Raw genomic sequence first — 19,370 nt, 5'->3', positions numbered from 1 at the left:
CCAACTCGGAAATCGTTCCTAAGGTGTAGGGGATTCTCTCATGCCGATACTTGACTTCGGTTAGGCCGCAGGAAATTTGGGACTAATCGTCCGCTTCATCCATCAAACCACGCAACCAACGCCCGGCCAGCCATGAGGTTGGTACGCCCAGTGGAATTGACCAGATGATCGCGGTCACCGGGGCAACCATACCAAACCCGGCGCTGTTGGCGATCAGGCCGGCCAGAAACAGGTTGATGGCCACGGTCAGGGCCGTGGCTGGATACAGCAATATCGCCAGCTTCCAGACCGGCCATTTGCCTTCAGTGGCTGGTGCCTTCCGAGAAGGTAATTTTGTTCCAGACATTATATTTTCCCGAAGGTTTACGCATCGGCAGGCGGCGGACCTCTTCCAGCGTTTGCGAGTCATAAACGATCACCGCGCCATCATCTTCCCAGATGGACACCAAAGCGTGGCTGCCGTCCTTTGTGAACTCCACATGGGCCACGGTTTTACCCGGTGCAGGCCGCAGAGTCTTCACGATTTCAAGGCTTTGCTTGTCAATCACATGCATCGCGTCCTTGTTGGGCCCAAAGAACACATCTGCCCAGACGTAAGGCGAATTCTCATGGCTGCGCATGAAGAAACCCGGCCCTTCGGTCTTGATCCGCTTGACGGTTTCCCAGGTTTGCATGTCGATCACGGACACGGTGCCGTCGGTCAGATGCGGCGTGGCCATCACGGTTGTGTCGCCATTTCGCCATGTGATGCCAGACCCAAGATGCGGCATGCCAGGCAGGTCCAGATCGGCCACTTTCTGACCGATCACAAGATCGATGACCTGACCGCCTTTGCCGTTGCGAGATGCGCCCATGACGTATTCATAGCTTTGGTCAAAAAAGAAATCGTCCAGGTAGTCGGGTGTAGTGATCTTGCGCACTGGGAAGGGGTCGGGGTTCTTGAACTGCCCTTCGATACGGAAGTCATGACCGATACCAAATTGAGGAGGATTATTGCCGTAGAAGACCTCCCAAATTTCGGGCACGTCTTTTAGCGCCAGCACAAAGCTTTCGCGCGGTGGAGCCTGATAGACGGCCGAAACACGGCTGGGTTTGCCCTTCTTACTTTTGATGTCGATGACCTTGGCCACGGTTAGATCCTCGGTCGACAGCAGGGTCAGGCTGTTGGGCAGGTAATTTGCCACGGCCACCCATTTGCCATCGCCCGACATGGCGATGTTGCGGCTGTTCAGGCCAGCGCGCACGCGGCCAACCTGTTTCAAGGCCCAAATGTCATACTTCTGGACCCAACCGTCTCGGGACATGATGAACACATATCGCCCGTCTGGGCTGAATTTTGGACCGCCATGAACGGCAAAGGGTGTCTCGAACCGGTCCAAAACCTCGAAAGTGTCACCGTCCAGCACGCTGACATGATGGTCCCCGGTCTCAACAGCCAGAGTGATGTTCATCGGGTCGCTGTCCCAGATGGGTGCTTCAACTGCGACGTAATTCTCGTCCAGAATTCGGCTGCCCCTTATGTCGGCCTCACCCCACTCGGGATCGCTTTCCAGCGGTGATTTCAACCAACCCGCCAGTTCTTCGATCTGCAGCGCGTCCAGTTCGTGCGAGAAGGCAGGCATTTGTGTTGCGGTCCGCCCTTCGGCGATAACTGCGGCAACGCGGGGGCCGCGCATCCGCTTGAGCGTTTCAGGGATAAGCGCCGGACCCACACCGCCTAAGCGGTTTTCGCCGTGGCAGGACGCACAAAATTCAGCGTAATCCGAGGGAGCGTCAGCCCACGCGGTTCCGATCAACAACAGCGAGCAGAGAGTGCCGAGTTTGAGTGTCTTAGAAGAACTGATGCGCCGGATCATGGCGTTTCCCCCGGAACGGCGTGACCTGCAGGCGATCGCCCGCCTCATCCACGCCGATTTCTTGGTTTGACAGATAGCATGCTGGATCTTCCGCCCACGGGTCGCCGGTCACCTGCAAAGCCCGGATACGGGTGTTGCCACCACAGACATCCTTGAGCTGACAGGCGCCGCAGCGCCCTTTCAGGGGGCGGGGACGTGTGCGCAGCATGGCCAGCATTTGATCATCGCTGGTCCAAAGCTCCGAGAACGACCGGGTCTTCACGTTGCCGACCGTGTAGTCCGACCAGTAGGTGTCGGGGTGCACGCGGCCCAGATTGTCGATATTGGCCACGCCGAGGCCGCTGGAGTTGCCACCCCAAGCTGCCAGATGTTTGCGTACATGATCAGCTTTTTGGGCATCAAAATGTTTGCGGACCCAGTTCAAGAAATACCCCGCATCGGCGTCGTTGTTGCCGGTTACGATGTCCAGCGTGCGCCCGCCCGAGGCAGCTTCCCACGCGCGGTCCAGCAGCAGATCCAACCCGTTCCGAGTGCGAAGATGTTCAGCATCTTCGCCTCGATTCTTGTCGCCACGACCGGCATAGACCAGATGGGACAGGTAGAACTTGTCGACACCTTCGTCATCGCACAATTGCAGCAGGTCGGGCAGGTGGTGTTGAGTGCCCTCGGTCAGGCAAAATCGAAGACCCACTTTGATGCCGCGTTTCTTACATTCGCGGACACCGCGCAGAGCGTCGGCAAAAGCGCCTTCGACTCCACGAAACCAGTCATTGGTGGCGCCAATCCCGTCCAGCGAGATGCCGACATAATTGAACCCCACATCGGCGATCATGTCGGCGGTTTCGTCGTAGATCCGCGTGCCGTTGGTCGACAGCGCAAGCATCGGCACCAAGTCGCGGGCGCGTTTGGCAATTTCAAAGAAATCAAACCGGTCCAGCGGCTCCCCACCCGAGAGGATCAGGGCAGGAACGCGAAATTGGCCCAGATCCTCAAGGGTTACCATGGCTTGCTCGTGACTGAGTTCACCGGGGAACGCAACATCCGCCGAGACGGTGTAGCAATGGCGGCATTTCAGGTTACAGCGCCGCGTCAGGTTCCAGATTACCACTGGTTTCACCGGTCCGGGGCGGCGTTTGCGCACCGGGGTCGGTTTGACCAGTTGGTGCATGTATTCGGTCAGGCGGAACATGTCTCAGCCTTTCGCTTTCAGGCGCAGCCCGGTCTTTTTCAGAATGCGCGTAGAATAGAGGATGTCTTTGGCCCGGCAGGCATCGCCTAGGATGGCAGAGATTTCAGCGCGCTTTCTCTCGACCTCCTTCCGGTCGGCGCCGTGAACCATAGCGAACAGATTGTAAGGCCATTCGGGAAGAGCGCGAGGGCGTTCATAGCAGTGGGTGACGAAGGGCAGCGCGCCGATATGCGTGCCCAGTTCAGTGATGTGGTCGTCATCCACATCCCAAACGGTCATCCCGTTTGAAGTCATGCCCAGCTTGTAGTGGTTGGGCGCGGCGGCGATGCGGCGGATTACGCCGCGCGACTTCAGTTCGGCCAGTTGGAAAAGCAGCGCACCCTCGTCCATCCCAAGTGCCTCGGCCACCTGCGCATACGGCGCAGGTACAAGGGGCAACCCGCCTTGTAGCGCCTCGATAATCTGTCGATCTCTTGCGTCGATCATGCTGCCACCCGAAAGCCGATGAAAAATTCCTGCAATTTGGGGAAACAGAGAACGCGGGTCCCTGTTTCCCGTTCGATGGCATCGGCGGTGGCCTCGATCCCCTCGGGTGTTTCGGTGGCCAGCACGAACCACATATTCAGCCGGTGCGTACGTTCATAGTTATGCGCCACCTCGGCGTGCGCATTGACTTTGGTCAGGACAGTTTCGAAATTCTCGGGCGGTACCGCCATCGCACACAGGCAGAAAGCTCCACCCATTGCAGTAGCGTCAAAAAAAGGGCCAAAACGGGTAATCACGCGGTCTTCTTTCATACAGGATATACGGTTCAGCAATTCGCTTTCGGGAATGCCCAGTTCCTCTGCTACCGCCGAATAAGGGTTTGATACCAAGGGAAGGTCGTCCTGCATCCGGTTCAGGATTTTGCGGTCGGTTGCGTCAAGTGTCATGCAGCGGCTTCCTTCGGTTGGATAAGCGCGCCGGTTTGTTTGAAACAGCGGGTCGAAAACAGAACCTTGTGCTGTGCTCCAAACAGTTCCGGCAGCGCGCGCGCAGTGGCCAACGCCTCAAGCGCTTCGTTGCGCGTGCGTGCGTGAAACATGGAATAAAGCCGGTAGGGCCAAACCCCATCAACCGGGCGACGCTCATAGCACAGGGTCACTCCGGGATGGGCTGCAAGGGCAGGTCCGGCTGCATCGATCTGTATGGTCGGCATGTCCCAGACGACCATCGCGTTGGCCGACCATCCAAGCGCCCTGTGGCGCACAATCACGCCCAGCCGCGAGATGATGCCGGCACTGTGCAGAACTTCAACCCGCCCCATAATTTCCGCCGCATTGCGGTTCAGTGATTGGGCCAGAGCGGCATATGGTTCGGCGACCAGCGATAGACCTGAACTGAGGGCTTGCAGCAATGCGCGGTCGCCCTCTTGCAGGACCGAGCAGTCTACTTTGCGTGGGCCAGGCACGTTTCTGGTCTTGCCCGACATGCGAAACCCCAGATCTATGTTGAACGGACGCACCAACCGAAGGTCGAGTACTCGCAGCCCTGTGCGATGTGTGATGCGCGCCAAGGTGTCATCCACATGTGCGCGGTCTGGGCCAGTGGCCACGAACCAGAGATTCCATTCGTCTTCGCGTTGGTAATTATGGTTTACTCCCGGCTCAGCGTCGATCAGGGCGGCAACCTCTTCCAGTCTTTCCGCCGGCGCAGCAACGGCGGCCAGCGTACTTGCCGAAACCGCCCCGGGGGCAATCGTCGCGCCGACCCGAGTTATTCTGCCAGTTGAACGCATTCGGGTGAGGCGATCCAGCACTTCCGCTTCGTCCAGCCCCAACATGAATGCCAACACCTGGAATGGGCGGTCGGTTACAGGAAAATCGCGCTGAAACTCATCCAGCAGGCGTCGGTCGATTGGGTCGGTGATATGTTCCATTGTCACAAGCCCGTTCTGTGCGCGCGGGCAGTGAAAAAGATACCTGACGGGCTGTCCGCTTCTATCTCACGCAGCTTTTCGAAGTTTTGCGTGTCGTAAACCATGACTTTGTTGGCATCGCGCACGCTGATCCAGACCTCGTGCCCACGCGGGGTGAACTCCATGTGCAGAACCGCCGGGCCCGGTTTGAATTCATGAATGATTTCTTTGCTGACGCTGTCGATCACCTGGATTGTATCGTTCAGGGGATGGGCGAAATTTACCCAAACTTGCCGCCCATCGGGCCGGGCCATGGCAAAGACCGGCTGGCCATGGGTTTGGGTACGTCCGGTTTCAGTCAAAGTGTCTGCGTCGATCCACAGAACCTCATGGTGACCAACCGCAGGCAAAACAAATTCGCGCCCTGTCAGCGCCCAGCCTTCCAGATGAGGCATCTTGTAGACGGGCATTTCCTCTTGCCCACGACCATAGTTGGGCAGCACGCGGATTGGCTCAGGAATGTCGGCCCACAGATCCAGCGCTGTCAGACCATCCTCGCCGAACAAACCGGTGATATAAGTGCGGCCATTGGCGGTAATCAGCGCGTCATAGGGGTTCTTACCCATCTCTGGGATCTTGGTAATTTCGGGGGTGCCCGCTGAGAAGTCGGCGATCCAGGTCTCGCCCGTGTCCCACATGGTGAACACGAACCGGCGGCCTGGTGCGTCGACCAGACCGATGGTTTTACTGTCGGTCGGAATATCCGCGACCATCTCCAGCGTTTCGGCATTGAAGACGCGAACACCGCCCGGTTCGTAATTTGAGGCGGCCACCAGCTGTCCGTCATCCGAGATAGCACCGCCGATGGCGTTGCCTGCCTGCACGACCCGGTTAACGATCTGGCGGGTGACGATATCGACCTTGGTCAGCCCACCATCGCGTCCGAACACAAACGCGAAACGTTCATCAGGCGAATAGACCAGTGAGGCGTGGGACAGATCACCTAAGCCTTCGATCCGGACCAACGCTGCCCGATCAGATTGATCCACCAGCAGAACCGAACCGTTGGCACGTTCGATTACCAGACCCAAATCGCCTGTGGCGGTGGGCTCGGCCTGCGCCGTAGTCATCAATAGGGTGGCTGCAAGGCTAAGGATGAGGTGTTTCATTGTGCCTCCGATTCCAGAAGATAGCGAGCAATCCATTCGGCCTCTTCTTCGCTGATCAGAGGTCGCCACGGGGGCATTGCGGTGCCGGGGATGCCATCAAGGATGACGTCGGTTAAAACGTCAGCATCATAATGGTCCAGCGATTTGGACCGCAGATCCGGCCCAAGGCCACCCTTCAAAGACAAGCCGTGGCACGAGCCACAATCCTGATGAACAAGGCGTTTCAGGGCGTTGCCGTCCAGCACGTCAGCGGCAAGGGCCGAGGTGGCGATGAGGACGGCTGTTGTGAGAAAAGCGCGCGAGGTCCATGCCGGGAGCCCACAATACGAAGGGATGACCCTAGCCATGAGCTTGCTCCTGCAGGTCTGCAACCGGCTGTTTGGCATATAGCGATACGACCTGACCGATGATGAATAGGGTCGGCGCTTGTAAATTTGCATCGCGTACATCCGCCGCCAGTTGGTCCAGTCGGGAGATCAGGCGCCGTTCTTCGGTTGTGGTCGCGTTTCCAACGGCCAAAACGGGGGTCGAGCCGGGCAGATTTTCGGTCATAAGCCCCATTGCGATCTGGCCGATATTGGCGACACCCATGTAAATGACCAGCGTTGAGTCCGGGTCAGCCAGCCGTTTCCAATCCAGATCCAGTACCTTGTCGGCCTGTCTGTGACCGGTGACATACTGAACCGAGGTTGCCAGGCCGCGATGGGTCAGCGGCACTCCGGTCGCGCTGGATGCTCCTTGTGCGGCGGTGATGCCCGGCGCGTATTCAATCGCGATACCGTGGGCCATCAGATACGCGGCTTCTTCCGAACCACGACCAAAGATCATCGGGTCGCCGCCTTTCAAACGCGCAACGCAATGACCTGCGCGGGCTTCTTTGACCAGAATGTCGTTGATGCGATCCTGTGGCACTGAATGGCATTTGGGCGCCTTCCCGACCGGGATCAGTCGCGCGCCGGGGGTGTGCATTTCCAGAATGTCAGCCGAGACTAGCCGGTCGTAAACAACCACGTCAGCCTCTTGCAGCATGCGCATCGCGCGCAAGGTCATGAGTTCGGGGTCGCCGGGACCGGCACCAATCAGAAAAACCTTACCGCTCATGTGCAAACTCGCTTGGTCTATTTGTCTTCTGAACCCGGTTCCATTCGGCGATTTGAGGACGTCGCTGGGCCAACCGGGCGTGTCATGCTGGCAGGTTTGCGCATTAACTGCGCTGTTTCCTTGACTAAAGTTAAGGAGCGCGGGATTTGCGCCCGCGCTCCTTGCTTCTTGCCTGTTTACTTGCCTCGGCTCAGGGTTCGACGGTGACCATTCCGATCATGTTCTGCGTTTCCCAATGCGGGCCACAAAGGTATTCCTGCGGGCCGGGTGTCAGGAATGTCAGATCGACCGTTTCCTCGGGGAACAGCCTGTCACTTTCAGGTTCGCTGCCATCCTTAAGCAGGACCGAGTGGCTGGTCCGCTTGTCGACATTGACCCACCGGACAGTGGTGCCGGCCTTCACGGTCAGTTCGGTTGGGCAGAAATTGTATTTGTACATCAGCACTACTTCGGCGTCCTCGACCGCCGAGGTTGGCTGGCCAAAAAGCGTGAGATACCGGTCTTCGGCTTCGGCGCACAGCTCGACAGTGTCCTCGGCCCATGCGGGCGCGGACAGAAAAAGCAGGGCAGGAAGAAGGTGTTGGGGTTTCATCGTCCAAGTCTCCTTTCCAAAATGGGGTGGGGCCGGAGTGCCCGGCCCCAATCCGCTATTGTTTGACCACATTGATGAAGGCGGCGTCGTCGTCCAATGCCAGGCTGGTGTCCAGCGTGACATGGTGGAACCGGGCGGCGGCGAAATCGTCATGGATCGCAAAACCAACTGTATAGGTCTGGCCGGACTCGAGCGGGACGTCACCCGGCGAGCCCGAGTTCAGCGGCCGGGTAAAGACCACGGTCCACATGCCACCGGACAGGTTCGCCGAGGCGGCGATTTCACCGTCATTAACAACGCGCTGTTCCAGCAGATAGCCGTTTGTCGCGCTGCCATCGGCGTAGACGCGCATCAGGTCAAGATAGGTGCCGTCGGCCAGGTACTGCTCGATCTGTGCTTCGGCCTCCAGCTTGTCCCAACCGCCTAGTGCCTTGCCACGGCGACCTTTGATTTCGACATCCGTGCGGCTTTCGCTGATGTACTTGGTCACGGTGTCCTGCGCGGACATGCGACCTGCGACGTCGCCATTGGCGGCAATCGCATCCGCGCCGGGGTCAAAGGGCATATAGCTGTTGTCGGCGTGGCATGAGGCCCAGCAGCCTACCTGATCACCCAACTCGATTCCGGTGCCGGTGATCATCATGGCGACCTTTATCTGGTTGTTGGGGTCCATTTTGCCGCCATCCACGAAGGGTGCAGGGTTGTGGCCTGCATCCGGCCATTGCAGGCGGACATACAGGTTTTCGTCATCATGTGCTGCCTGAACGGTCGCGTCGATTACGCCGCGTTTGCCGGGGATCGGTGTCGGTTCCAATTCGCCGCCTGCAACAATCTTATTGCCGATCGTGTCCAGCTCTTTGGCGTGGCAGGTCGTACACTGGTCTCCACCTTTGGTCAGAGGGCGGGCACCACCGTGGAATTTACCATTCTGGACCCATTCAAACGAAGCCTGACCGGGGTAGAACAGTTTCAAATCGGCCGTGGCAACCGCGTTCCAGTCGATATCCGCGCCGACATCATCACCACCCACGCTTGCGGGCGCCGCTGCTTCCTCACCGTTGGATTTGGCGCGTTCTTCGGCCAAAGCCGCATCCACCGCCGCTGCGATCTGAGTCTGCACGGCTTCATGTTGCGCTTGTTTGGCGGCTTTCTCGGTCTCGGCTTCTGCGGCTTCCTTGGCTTCGATCCGTTCAAGGCTCGCCATGTATTCCGGCGGGATCTGGCGGATAAAGTCCGGATTAGGTGCTTCGAGTTTTTCCAGATACTCTTCGTCGGCCCGGTCGCGGGCGTCCGAGTGCGCAATCCCCTTGTGACAGTCGATACAGGTTTGGCCCACGGTCATGGCGTTCAGGTGCTGTTGACGCGCGCGGGGTTTCTGGAATTCAGGCATCATCGATTCAAAGTCGTGACAGTTGCGGCATTCACGCGAGTCAGTGGCCTTCATCCGTTCCCACTCATTCATCGCCAGATGCACGCGTTTGGCTTCGAACTTCTCACGGGTGTTGATGGTGCCAACCACCTTGCCGTACAGTTCTTTGGATGCCTTGATCTTGCGGATCATCTTGTGCGTCCAGTCCTTGGGTACGTGACAGTCGGAACAGACGGCGCCCACGCCAGACCGGTTCACGTCATGGATGGTGCCGGTGTATTCTTCGTAGACGAAGTCGCGCATCTCGTGACACGAAATACAGAATTCCTTGGTATTGGTTGCTTCCATGGCGGTGTTGAAACCACCCCAGAAGATGATGCCGCCGACAAAGGCTGCGGCAATACCGGCCACGGGCATTCCCCACAGGAAATACCGGCGCCAGATCGGTTTTTTCTTATCCGGTTCGGAAGTCATGTCCGGGCTCCGTTTTGGCTGTCTTGTCTGGCCTTGGATGGCAGGCCGGTGAGTTTGGCTGAGTGAACAAACGAGGAAAGGGCGGGCGAGGGGCCCGCCCTTTCCGAAGTTGGTTGCGAAACCGTCAAGTGACGTGGTTTGACCGGTTGTAGACGTTGAATTTTCCGGTCGGTGCAAACAGCCCTTTCACGCGGCCGATCTCTTCCAGCGTCTTGGCGTCGTAGATCACGATCTCACCGTTCGCTTCTTTCGAGGTCGAGCGGTTCCACTTGGAAACCCAAACCTCGGAACCGTCCTGATTGAACTCGAAGTGGACGGCGACGTTGCCTTCCTCTTCTGTGATCTGGATCGTTTTCACGATCTCACCAGTTGCCTTGTCGATGACCTGCACCGATTGCTGAACTTCAGGCTCGGGGTGCTTGGTCTGGTCGGCCCAGATATAATCTGATTCCGGGTGTGTCCGGATGAACAGACCGGGTCCGTCGGTTTCCACCTCGTAGCAGACTTTCCATGCGTCATCCGGACGACCCTCGGGGTCGTTGCCCCACACAGTGACAGTGCCTTCGCCCAGGTGGGTCGTACCGGCAACCGGGCCACAATTCGGATCATCCCAGTTGGCGCCCGGGCCGGGGTGCGGCAGCGGCGCAGTGTCGATCATGGCTTCCAGCTTGTGGGTCTCGGTATCGACCACAACCATCTTGTTCGACGCGTTCGCGGCGATCTGGAAGTAACGGCCGGTTGGATCAAAGAACCCGTCATGCAGGAACTTGGCGCTGTCGATCTTGTCGATCCGCAGGTTGTCCAGGTCTGAGTAGTCCACTTGCCAGAGCTGGCCGAGCTCCTTCACAGCTACGATCCAGGTTGGCTCGTTCGGAGTGGTGTAGATCGCGGCAACACGAGCCTCTTCCACGTAGTCACCGTCCACGTTGTAGCCTCGGGTCGAGACAACCTTCTTCGGTTCCATTGTTTCGGCATCGACGATCGCGAAATGCGGCGGCCAATAGGCCCCACCGATCACGTATTTACCATCACCAGAAACGGCCACGTCGCGAGCGTCATAGCCAATGGTGACCTCGGCCACGAGCATATTCTCAGGCTCTTGCCACAGGTCGATCTTGGTCATCTTGCCGTCGCGGCCCATGGTGTACCAGAAGCGGCCTGGGTTTTCCGGCTCTTCCAGTTTATGGTGCTCGGACGCTTTCAGAACGTGCACGGCATAGCCTGTGGGAATATGCGCCAGCACTTCCTTGGTGTCGCCGTCGATCACAGCCACCTTGCCTACGTCACGTTCGATAACCACAAAGAAGTTTTCCCAGTTTCGGCCATGCAGTGGCTCGCTTGGGTAATCTTCGGGTTCGACATAGACCTTACGGGTCGCCATCATTTGCTCAAGCGACATTTCCGGCGGCTTGGGTGGCTCCATCTGGATGTAAGTTGCCATATTGCTGATCTCGTCCTCGGACATCACGTCCGAGAAGTTGTTCATCCCGCCTTCGGTGCCCCAGGCGATAATTTTTTCGAGCCGTTCCTGTCCTAGTTTTAGGGTACCAGATTCGGTCACGGTGCCGTCGGCGTTTTTCGTTTCCACCAATGGTTCAAGGCTTTTGCCCGTCGCCCCTTTGCGCAACACACCGTGACAGCCAGCGCAGCGTTCAAAGTACAATTGTTTTGACGATTCAAAGGCGTCCTTATCAAGGGTTGGCTCTTCGGCGAGTGTCGGAGCAGCGACGCTGCCCAGCAGCATCGCCAAACCGACCCCAAAGGCACGGCCAGTTTTTTTGTAGCTGATTCCAAGTGACATGATCACTCTCCATTTGCTGGTGAGGCAGGGCTAAGGTTGGCCCACCGAAGCCTTCGGCTCCTTGACGAAAGTCAACGGATGGGGCGTAAACCGGGGTAGAGATGCAAAAATTCACCCAAAAAAACCTCAGAAAATCTGTGTTTTAGAGACATGTTTTCCGCCGTTTTGATTTTGGTTAAGTGCCGCGAACAAGCAGGCTGCTAGGGCTTGGAAAAACGACCTAGGAGAGCAGCCATGCCCGCAGTCATCACCCGTATTTTTGGTGAGGGGTTCCGCGTGTTTTTTCTGTCCGCCGGGCTGTATGGCCTGTTTGTCGGACTAGTCTGGGGATTGTGGCTGACGGTGCCTTACATGGCGCCGGATTACGGCATGACGCCGCCTATGTGGCATGCGCATGAGATGATCTTTGGCTATGCCACTGCGGCGTTGGGCGGGTTCTTTCTGACGGCGGTGCCAAACTGGACCGGTGCACCTGATGCGCGCGCGCGGTTCATCGCCCTCGCGGCAGGGATATGGTTGGCAGGCCGGATGGCAATGTGGTTTTCCGGGATGTTGCCGCCGGTTATGGTTGCCGTGATCGACCTTGCGTTTGTTCCGATCCTTGCAGCCAAGATCGCGACGCAATTGATCCGTCGGCCGAAACCGCAGAACATGATTTTCCTACTGTTGCTCAGCCTCATCTGGATCGCGGATTTGCTGACACATTTTGAGTGGATCGGGCTGACGGATGACACGTTACAATCCGGGTTGCGGATGGGTTTGCTGACGCTCTGCGCGATGATAGCCATTCTGGGCGGACGGATCACGCCGGCCTTTACCCGCAACGCCATGAAACGCGCCGGGGCGTCTGAGGCGGACTGGCCTGTTTCAGTCGGTGCGCTGAACAAGGCCGGTATGGGATTGTCGCTTATCCTGCCGCTAAGCGTTCTGCCTTCAGGCGATTGGGAAATTGCCGGGGCTGTTGCCCTTACGTTGGGCGTTGTGCAAATCCTGCGCATGGCTCGGTGGCGGACAATTTGGGCTGCGCGTGAACCGATCCTGTTGGCGCTGCATATGGGGCTGGGCATGTTGGCGCTGGGTCTGATCCTGTGGGGCTTGGCGGTGCTGGGTCTAGGCAATGAGGTTGCCGCCCTGCATGTTCTGGGTATCGGTTGCGTAGGTGGCATGACACTGGCGGTCATGAGTCGCGCGGCGCTCGGACATAGCGGTCGCGCGCTGGTCGCACCCGGACCGATGGTTGTGGCCTATGGGTTGATGGCGGCGGCGGCCCTGTCGCGCTGGATCGGGGCCGAGTTGGATTCAGGCTATCTGGTTGCGATGCTGTTGTCAGACGGTCTGTGGGTCACTGCTTTTGCGCTGTATCTGGTTGCGATGTGGCCCGCATTGACAGGACCGCGCGCGAAGCAAGACTAGGTACCTTATCGTTTAAAACGATCGAAATCATTCGATTAATGAGCGGCTGTTCTTGATGTGGCGTTGCACCATGTGCCGGACCTGCTTGCCTTTGCTCGGGATCGGACGCGCGGATGGCGGCACAAAATCTTCGGTGGCCAGGGCAGGAAACAGCTCCAGCATTTCTGCCCGGGCTGCAAGTGGCACGGTTCTGAGAGCTTCGGCTCCGGCGAACAGGCTTTCAGATGGGGCGCCTTCGGCAAAGACGATCTCATGCTGTTCAAACAGCATATGAAAATACTCGACCGACTCTGCGTTTTCCTCGACCGTTATGCCGGGAACGCCAACAAGCGCATGAGCAGCCACCAGAATTTCGCTGGTGTCGAACATTCGGATCGCGATGGCCGAGCGCACCAGCATCCGATGCTGTGGCGATACCAATAAATCGCGCTGCGGCAGTCCGCGTCCCAATGCTCCAGCCGCGATGCGGATCGGGCTAAGTTTGGGCTTTTCCGACAGCTCCTGGCCGGTCAATGCGCGTGCGCCGATCCAGCGAATACGCTGCGGACCCCGATCCATTGTCATCACCTCATCCCCGACCGCGAGCGCCTCGATAGGGCGCATGCCATCTGGCGTCTCGATCAGTGTGCCAGCGGTGAAACAGGGCACAACCGTATCAACCGGAATGTTCGGGCCGTTGTCGGTTAGATCGATAATGGTCAGCGTCGTATTCAGCGGGGGGACGCTTCCACCGATGAAACCTAGAAAATAACCTTGTTCAGCGGAATTGGTGTTAATGAATCCATTATTGTTACTATCCCAATCCATAACACCAATTTCGTAGGTGTTGCCGTCTGTGTCCCGGACAAGGATGGTATAGTCCCAGTCAAACGCGCGTCCCAAATAGGTCTGGGTTGGGTCGTTTGGAACTTCGTTGTTTACGTTGTCGCCGTCGATGATCGTGGGATCTGCACCGTCGGTAATCGTGATCTGGCTGTATTGCGAGATCTGGAATGTAGTGTTGACTTGGTAGAGTTGCGCCTGACTGGTCGACATCGTCGAGTCAGAACGGAATGCACCGTAGATACTAATTGCCATCGTTACCTAGACCTTTGTGTGCTTTGCTTTTGCCAGGCCGTGCAAAAGCGACGCTACCGAGTGTTTGCGAAAAAATGTTGCTGAGTCCGGCGACGTTTTTCAAGGCGTTAAAATGGCAATTCTGGGGTTATGGGGCCTAATGCAGGTGCAATAGTTCCCCGAAGGTCACACTCGATTTGGTTTGTCGCCACGTGTTCCCGGCGCTTTACGGCGATGTCTGCCGGTCTTGACTTTCGTTAAGGCGGTACGTCTGCCCGCGCTGCATTCTGATCTCCACTAGCTAATCTGCGCAAAGGAGAGCGCGATGCGAGAAGTCATGACCAAGAGCATGGCGCGCAATATATTCTATGGCGGGTCCCTGTTCTTTATTCTCATCTTTCTGGCTTTGTCCGCCCATTCCCACTGGTACATCGTGAATTCCGAGAATGCCGAGAATCTTGATGACAGTGTGGTTCGGGGCAAACACGTCTGGGAAAAACACGCCTGTATCAATTGTCACACGATCCTTGGTGAAGGGGCTTACTTTGCCCCTGAGGTCGGCAACGTGATGACCCGTTGGGGCGTTCTGGATGACCCGGAATCTGCCTTTGATGCCCTTAAGGGCTGGATGGAGGCACAGCCTACCGGCGTTCCCGGTCGCCGACAGATGCCGCAATTCAACCTCAGCGACGAAGAGATCCGTGATCTGACCAACTTCCTGATCTGGACGGACAATATCGATGCTCAGGACTGGCCGCCCAACGAGGCCGGCTGAGAAAGGGAACGGAGCAATGAAATACGAATCCCAAAAAATTGCCTACGCCTACTTTGCCGTAGCGATGGGCTTGTTCGCGATCCAGGTGATCGGTGGTTTGATCGCCGGCTGGATCTATGTATCGCCCAATTTCCTGAGCGAGCTTCTGCCGTTCAACATTGTGCGGATGTTGCACACAAATGCGCTGATCGTCTGGCTGATCCTGGGCTTCTTCGGCGCGGCGTACTTCCTAATCCCGGAAGAGGCCGAGCGTGAAATCCATTCGCCCATGCTGGCCTATTTGCAGCTGATCATTCTGGTGGTCGGAACACTGGGCGTAGTGCTGACCTATACCTTCAACCTGTTCGAGGGCAACTGGCTGCTGGGCAAAGAGGGGCGCGAGTTCCTTGAGCAACCCAAATGGGTCAAGGCCGGTATCGTCGTGGCTGCGTTGATCTTCCTTTACAACGTGTCGATGACCGTTCTGAAGGGTAAGAAGACCGCGATCACCAACATCCTGCTACTGGGCCTTTGGGGTCTGGCGCTGCTGTTCCTGTTTGCCTTCTACAACCCGGGCAACCTGTCCCTGGACAAGCAATACTGGTGGTATGTCGTCCACCTGTGGGTCGAAGGCGTGTGGGAACTGATCATGGCCTCGATCCTTGCCTACCTGATGCTGAAGCTGACCGGTGTGGACCGTGAGGTGGTCGAGAAATGGCTTTATGTCATCGTCGCGGCCGCGCTGTTCTCGGGCATCCTTGGAACTGGGCACCACTACTACTGGATCGGTACTCCTGCGTACTGGCAGTGGATCGGATCGATCTTCTCGAGCCTCGAGGTGATCCCGTTCTTCGCGATGATGGCCTTTGCCTTCGTCATGGTCTGGAAGGGCCGCCGGGACCACCCCAACAAGGCCGCGCTTTTGTGGTCGCTGGGCTGTGCCACGCTGGCGTTCTTCGGTGCCGGTGTATGGGGCTTCCTGCACACACTGCACGGGGTAAACTACTACACCCACGGCACGCAGATCACCGCCGCGCATGGTCACCTGGCCTTCTACGGTGCCTACGTCTGCCTCAACCTGGCGATCTTCAGCTATGCGATGCCGATCCTGAAGAACCGTGATCCGTACAATCAGGTGATGAACATGGGCAGCTTCTGGTTAATGACCAGCGGCATGGTCTTCATGACCTTTGTGCTGACCTTCGGCGGAACCGTGCAAACACACATGCAACGCGTGATCGGCGACTATTTCATGGACGTGCAAGACCAGATCGCCATCTTCTACTGGATGCGCTTTGGGTCCGGCGTTGTGGTGGTCCTTGGTGCGCTGTTGTTCATCTACTCGGTTTGGGTGCCTCGCAAAGAGATCATCGAGCCGGGCGCTGCAGAAACCCCAGCGGAGTGATGAATATGGATGGCTCCTTGCAACTGAGCGAGGGGGCGGCAAACGCCCCCTTCTACCTGCCCCAAAGCGATGAATGTGATGTGTTCACTGCCGCTTACAACAACGACCTGCCGGTCCTGCTGAAAGGCCCGACGGGTTGCGGCAAGACACGCTTTGTGGCCCATATGGCCGCTCGTCTTGGCCGCCCGCTTTATACCGTTGCCTGCCACGATGATCTGGCCGCCGCTGACCTGATCGGGCGCTACCTGCTGAAGGGCGGAGAGACCGTCTGGGTTGATGGCCCCCTGACCCGCGCGGTGCGCGAAGGTGCAATCTGCTATCTCGACGAGGTGGTCGAGGCCCGCAAGGACGTCACTGTTGTATTGCACCCGCTGACCGACGACCGACGCATCCTGCCGATTGACCGCACCGGCGAAGAGCTTGAGGCTGCCCCCGGTTTCATGCTGGTCGCCTCATACAATCCCGGATACCAGAATATACTGAAAACCCTGAAACCCTCGACCCGCCAGCGGTTCATCTCGCTGGAGTTCGACTTTCCGTCGCCCCAGATGGAGGCCGAAGTCGTTGCGCAGGAAAGCGGTCTGCCGCTGGAACGCTGCAAGCCGTTGGTGCGCCTTGCAGGCAAACTGCGCGGGCTCAAGGGTCAGGATCTTGAGGAAGGCGTTTCCACCCGTCTGGTCGTTTATGCCGCGACGCTGATCGCACAGGGCATGTCCACCGACCGCGCCATCCTTGCCGCAATGATCGAACCTCTGACTGATGACGAGGATATCAAACGCGGGCTCCTCGATCTTGTCACGGCTGTCTTTGGGTGAGGCCGGCCGATGGTCAAGATCGACTTTGAGCCATGGGAACCCGAAGAAACGATCGGGAAACTGTGGCACACCCTTGCCAGCCGCCTCGATGCACCCCAAGTGCATGATGGAGCCGCGGTCGACCTGTCACAGGTCGCGGGGCGGCTGGCCGTCCTCTTCCGAGGGCTTGGGGGTAGTCCGGGCGTCGAATTGCGCCCGGTCTCACCCGAGGTTTCACACCACCGCCTGAGTTGGCGCCGCCGTTTGGGAGCCGAGGTGGAATTGATGCCGCGCGCCTCGTTTGATGGTGAAGTGCTGCGCCTGCCGGACCGTCTGGCGGTTTTTCCAGTGCGCGAGGCAAACGGCGCATTGTATATCTGGCTGGCGGCCGCAGCCGCGCATGCCGGAACACGAATTGACGAATATGACCCGCTGCGGGCCGATTTGCGAGCGCTGATCGCTGCGCAAAGCATGGTTGAGGCGACATTGGAAGGCGCCCCGGGCCTTCGCCCGCTTTACACCGAGCTTTGCAAAGGTGTTCTGCTTCAACGCGACACTCCCAACCTTCCGCCTGTCGAGGCGGCTGTCGAAGAGCTGATCCGGCACAGTCTGGGCGATCGGGCCGGATTGTCGGAACAGGCCGAAAACCTTTTAGCGATGGACGATGAACTGACCGCACCGCGCGGCTATCAACCGATGCGCCCGGTCCCACTGTGGCCCGAACTGCGTGCGGTTGGCTTTTCCGAACATAACGAGGTCGAAAATCCCGATACCGAGGGTCCGCCCGAAGAATCCGGCGAGAAAACTCACCGTGCCCGCCGTCGCAAATCCGATCAGGCGTCCCGCAGCGACAGCTTTATCCTACACAAGTTCGAGGCGATCCTCAGTTGGGCCGAGTTCCTGAACATAAACCGGCGCATCGATGACGACGATCCAGACAACGCCAAAAAAGCCGCTGACGATCAGGAAGAGATTGGCCTTGGGCAGATCTCCAAGGCGCCGCCCACCAAGCTGAAACTGCATCTCGACCTCGCACCCGAGGACGTGAACCGAGAACGTTTGTCGGGCCGTACCCTCTATCCCGAATGGGATGTGCGTACGGGCCGTTATCTGCCCGATCACGTCAATGTTCTGCACTCGGATGCAGATATCCGCGAAGACGCGGCCGAGTTTGGCAAGGACCCAGCCACCGCCCGCCGTATCCGCGCGGTCAAGCGCCAGTTCGAGGCGTTGCGCCCCGGTCGTATCATGACACGCGGGCATCTGGATGGGGATCAACTGGATATCGAGGCCGCCGTGCGGGCGCAGGTCGATCGCTGTGCAAATGGTGAAGGAACCGAGCGTATCTGGATGCAATCCCGTCCCGAAGCGCGCGATCTGGCGGTCTCGATCCTGTTGGATGTCAGCCGTTCAACAGAAAGTGCCGTCACTGGCCGTGCAGTCATCGACATCGAACGCGAAGCTTTGGCCGCGCTAGCCTGGGGCTTGAACGCTTGTGGCGACGATTTCGCCATTCACGCCTTCAGTTCACTGAAACGTCAGCGTGTTTTTGTTCAACGCTGCAAACGGTTTGATGAGCCGATGGGAATGACGGTCGAACAACGCATCGCCTCGCTGCGCCCCGGCCACTACACCCGGTTGGGGGCCGCGATCCGCCATTGCTCGGCCGAACTGGCAGCGCAGTCGCGCAAACGCCGCCTGTTGCTGGTCATCACTGATGGAAAGCCCAACGATCTTGACCACTACGAAGGCCGCCACGGTATCGAAGACACGCGGCAAGCCGTCCGCGAAGCACGCCGTGTGGGTCAATCGGTGTTCGGCGTCACCATCGACAAATCCGGCAAAAGCTGGTTCCCGCGTATGTTTGGGCAGGGCGGATTCGCCGTCATCCCCGACCCGCACCGCCTGACAATGGCATTGCCACAAATTTACCGCCAACTGGTCGGCGCATGAGCGATACGTCCCTGATTGAAGAGCTTCCGGGTGAATTATTGATGTGGGTGCTCATTATCTCGGAATTACTGGTTTTCGGGGCGGGCCTTATCGCCTTCATGGGCATCCGCCTGACCGATCCTGCTGGTTTTGCCGAGGCGCAGTCGCACCTGTATCGTACCGGTGCTGCCTTCAACACAGCGGTGCTGGTCACCTCGGGATTTCTTGCTGCTCAGGCGTTGCACTGGCGCAGGACGGCACGCCGTAGCGCCGCGCGTCTTGCCCTGATCGGTTCTGCCCTGTTGGGGGGCGTGTTCTTGATCATCAAAGGTATCGAATACACGGGAAAAGCGGCGCAGGGGATCACGTTTGAGACCCACCCGTTTTTTATGTTCTACTACCTGCTGACCGGGTTTCACGCCGCACATGTGTTGGCAGGAGTTGGTATCCTGCTGCTCGTTGCCTGTCGCGACGATGTCCGTAACATCGAGGCAGGTGCGCAGTTCTGGCACATGGTCGATCTGGTCTGGATCATGCTGTTTCCAGTGATCTACCTTTTGGGGTAACG

At 58.1% G+C, this 19,370-nt stretch carries 19 protein-coding genes; 6 read left to right on the top strand and 13 right to left on the bottom strand.

What is annotated here, in order from left to right; all coding sequences use genetic code 11:
- Positions 1-82 precede the first annotated feature (82 nt).
- From ACR0AK_RS19080 to ACR0AK_RS19025, 12 genes are all read right to left on the bottom strand, one after another.
- Positions 83-346, bottom strand: a complete 264-nt coding sequence (locus ACR0AK_RS19080; RefSeq protein WP_480794563.1) for a hypothetical protein — start codon at positions 344-346, stop codon at positions 83-85.
- The gene (locus ACR0AK_RS19075) at positions 303-1,856 is read right to left on the bottom strand and encodes a nitrite reductase (RefSeq protein WP_170562272.1); all 1,554 of its coding nucleotides are present in this window, start codon (positions 1,854-1,856) and stop codon (positions 303-305) included. Before ACR0AK_RS19075 ends, ACR0AK_RS19080 begins: the two co-directional genes overlap by 44 nt.
- Positions 1,831-3,045: a heme d1 biosynthesis radical SAM protein NirJ gene (gene nirJ / locus ACR0AK_RS19070; RefSeq protein ID WP_480794562.1), complete on the bottom strand. Its 1,215-nt coding sequence runs from the start codon at positions 3,043-3,045 to the stop codon at positions 1,831-1,833. Before nirJ ends, ACR0AK_RS19075 begins: the two co-directional genes overlap by 26 nt.
- A gap of 3 nt (positions 3,046-3,048) precedes the next feature.
- A complete protein-coding gene (gene ahbB, locus ACR0AK_RS19065) occupies positions 3,049-3,531 on the bottom strand; it encodes a siroheme decarboxylase subunit beta (RefSeq protein ID WP_480794561.1) in 483 nt (160 codons plus the stop codon).
- Entirely contained in the window at positions 3,528-3,977 is a 450-nt protein-coding gene (locus tag ACR0AK_RS19060) for an Lrp/AsnC family transcriptional regulator (protein WP_480794560.1), read from the bottom strand. The genes ahbB (ACR0AK_RS19065) and ACR0AK_RS19060 overlap by 4 nt, the downstream gene beginning before the upstream one ends.
- On the bottom strand, positions 3,974-4,963 hold the full coding sequence (ahbB, locus tag ACR0AK_RS19055) for a siroheme decarboxylase subunit beta (protein ID WP_480794559.1): 990 nt from the start codon (positions 4,961-4,963) through the stop codon (positions 3,974-3,976). The genes ACR0AK_RS19060 and ahbB (ACR0AK_RS19055) overlap by 4 nt, the downstream gene beginning before the upstream one ends.
- Positions 4,964-4,965: 2 nt before the next feature.
- Positions 4,966-6,111: a cytochrome D1 domain-containing protein gene (locus tag ACR0AK_RS19050; RefSeq protein WP_480794558.1), complete on the bottom strand. Its 1,146-nt coding sequence runs from the start codon at positions 6,109-6,111 to the stop codon at positions 4,966-4,968.
- Positions 6,108-6,458 (bottom strand): c-type cytochrome, encoded by a 351-nt coding sequence (locus ACR0AK_RS19045; RefSeq protein ID WP_480794557.1) that lies wholly within the window; start codon positions 6,456-6,458, stop codon positions 6,108-6,110. Before ACR0AK_RS19045 ends, ACR0AK_RS19050 begins: the two co-directional genes overlap by 4 nt.
- Positions 6,451-7,212, bottom strand: coding sequence for a uroporphyrinogen-III C-methyltransferase (cobA, locus tag ACR0AK_RS19040; RefSeq protein WP_480794556.1), 762 nt, complete (start codon positions 7,210-7,212; stop codon positions 6,451-6,453). Before cobA ends, ACR0AK_RS19045 begins: the two co-directional genes overlap by 8 nt.
- Before the next feature lie 190 nt (positions 7,213-7,402).
- Positions 7,403-7,804 (bottom strand): cupredoxin domain-containing protein, encoded by a 402-nt coding sequence (locus ACR0AK_RS19035; protein ID WP_480794555.1) that lies wholly within the window; start codon positions 7,802-7,804, stop codon positions 7,403-7,405.
- A gap of 55 nt (positions 7,805-7,859) precedes the next feature.
- Positions 7,860-9,647, bottom strand: coding sequence for a NapC/NirT family cytochrome c (locus ACR0AK_RS19030; protein WP_480794554.1), 1,788 nt, complete (start codon positions 9,645-9,647; stop codon positions 7,860-7,862).
- A 124-nt stretch (positions 9,648-9,771) separates the two neighbouring features.
- On the bottom strand, positions 9,772-11,448 hold the full coding sequence (locus ACR0AK_RS19025; RefSeq protein WP_480794553.1) for a cytochrome D1 domain-containing protein: 1,677 nt from the start codon (positions 11,446-11,448) through the stop codon (positions 9,772-9,774).
- 234 nt (positions 11,449-11,682) lie between these two features.
- Here ACR0AK_RS19025 and ACR0AK_RS19020 point away from each other — a divergent pair, with 234 nt between their 5' ends.
- Positions 11,683-12,861 carry an NnrS family protein gene (locus tag ACR0AK_RS19020; protein WP_480794552.1) on the top strand — a complete coding sequence of 393 codons (1,179 nt, stop codon included), beginning with the start codon at positions 11,683-11,685 and terminating at the stop codon, positions 12,859-12,861.
- A gap of 27 nt (positions 12,862-12,888) precedes the next feature.
- Here ACR0AK_RS19020 and ACR0AK_RS19015 read toward each other — a convergent pair whose 3' ends face one another.
- Complete coding sequence (locus ACR0AK_RS19015; protein WP_480794551.1) at positions 12,889-13,938, bottom strand: Hint domain-containing protein; 1,050 nt, start codon at positions 13,936-13,938, stop codon at positions 12,889-12,891.
- A 304-nt stretch (positions 13,939-14,242) separates the two neighbouring features.
- Between ACR0AK_RS19015 and ACR0AK_RS19010 the strand changes: the two genes are divergently transcribed.
- Genes ACR0AK_RS19010 through ACR0AK_RS18990 form a run of 5 tightly spaced genes read left to right on the top strand, consistent with a single transcriptional unit; the run spans position 14,243 to position 19,368 of the window.
- Entirely contained in the window at positions 14,243-14,692 is a 450-nt protein-coding gene (locus ACR0AK_RS19010) for a c-type cytochrome (protein ID WP_480794550.1), read from the top strand.
- Positions 14,693-14,708: 16 nt separating this feature from the next.
- A complete protein-coding gene (locus ACR0AK_RS19005) occupies positions 14,709-16,076 on the top strand; it encodes a cbb3-type cytochrome c oxidase subunit I (protein WP_170562312.1) in 1,368 nt (455 codons plus the stop codon).
- Positions 16,076-16,891 (top strand): AAA family ATPase, encoded by an 816-nt coding sequence (locus tag ACR0AK_RS19000; protein WP_480794549.1) that lies wholly within the window; start codon positions 16,076-16,078, stop codon positions 16,889-16,891. The genes ACR0AK_RS19005 and ACR0AK_RS19000 overlap by 1 nt, the downstream gene beginning before the upstream one ends.
- 9 nt (positions 16,892-16,900) lie before the next feature.
- Complete coding sequence (locus ACR0AK_RS18995) at positions 16,901-18,823, top strand: nitric oxide reductase activation protein NorD (protein ID WP_480794548.1); 1,923 nt, start codon at positions 16,901-16,903, stop codon at positions 18,821-18,823.
- A complete protein-coding gene (locus ACR0AK_RS18990; RefSeq protein ID WP_480794547.1) occupies positions 18,820-19,368 on the top strand; it encodes a cytochrome c oxidase subunit 3 in 549 nt (182 codons plus the stop codon). Before ACR0AK_RS18995 ends, ACR0AK_RS18990 begins: the two co-directional genes overlap by 4 nt.
- Positions 19,369-19,370: the final 2 nt, after the last annotated feature.

This window comes from Ruegeria sp. BI12 (assembly GCF_056537985.1).
Note: the sequence above shows the minus strand (reverse complement) of the source record. Positions and strands in the feature narration are given on the sequence as shown.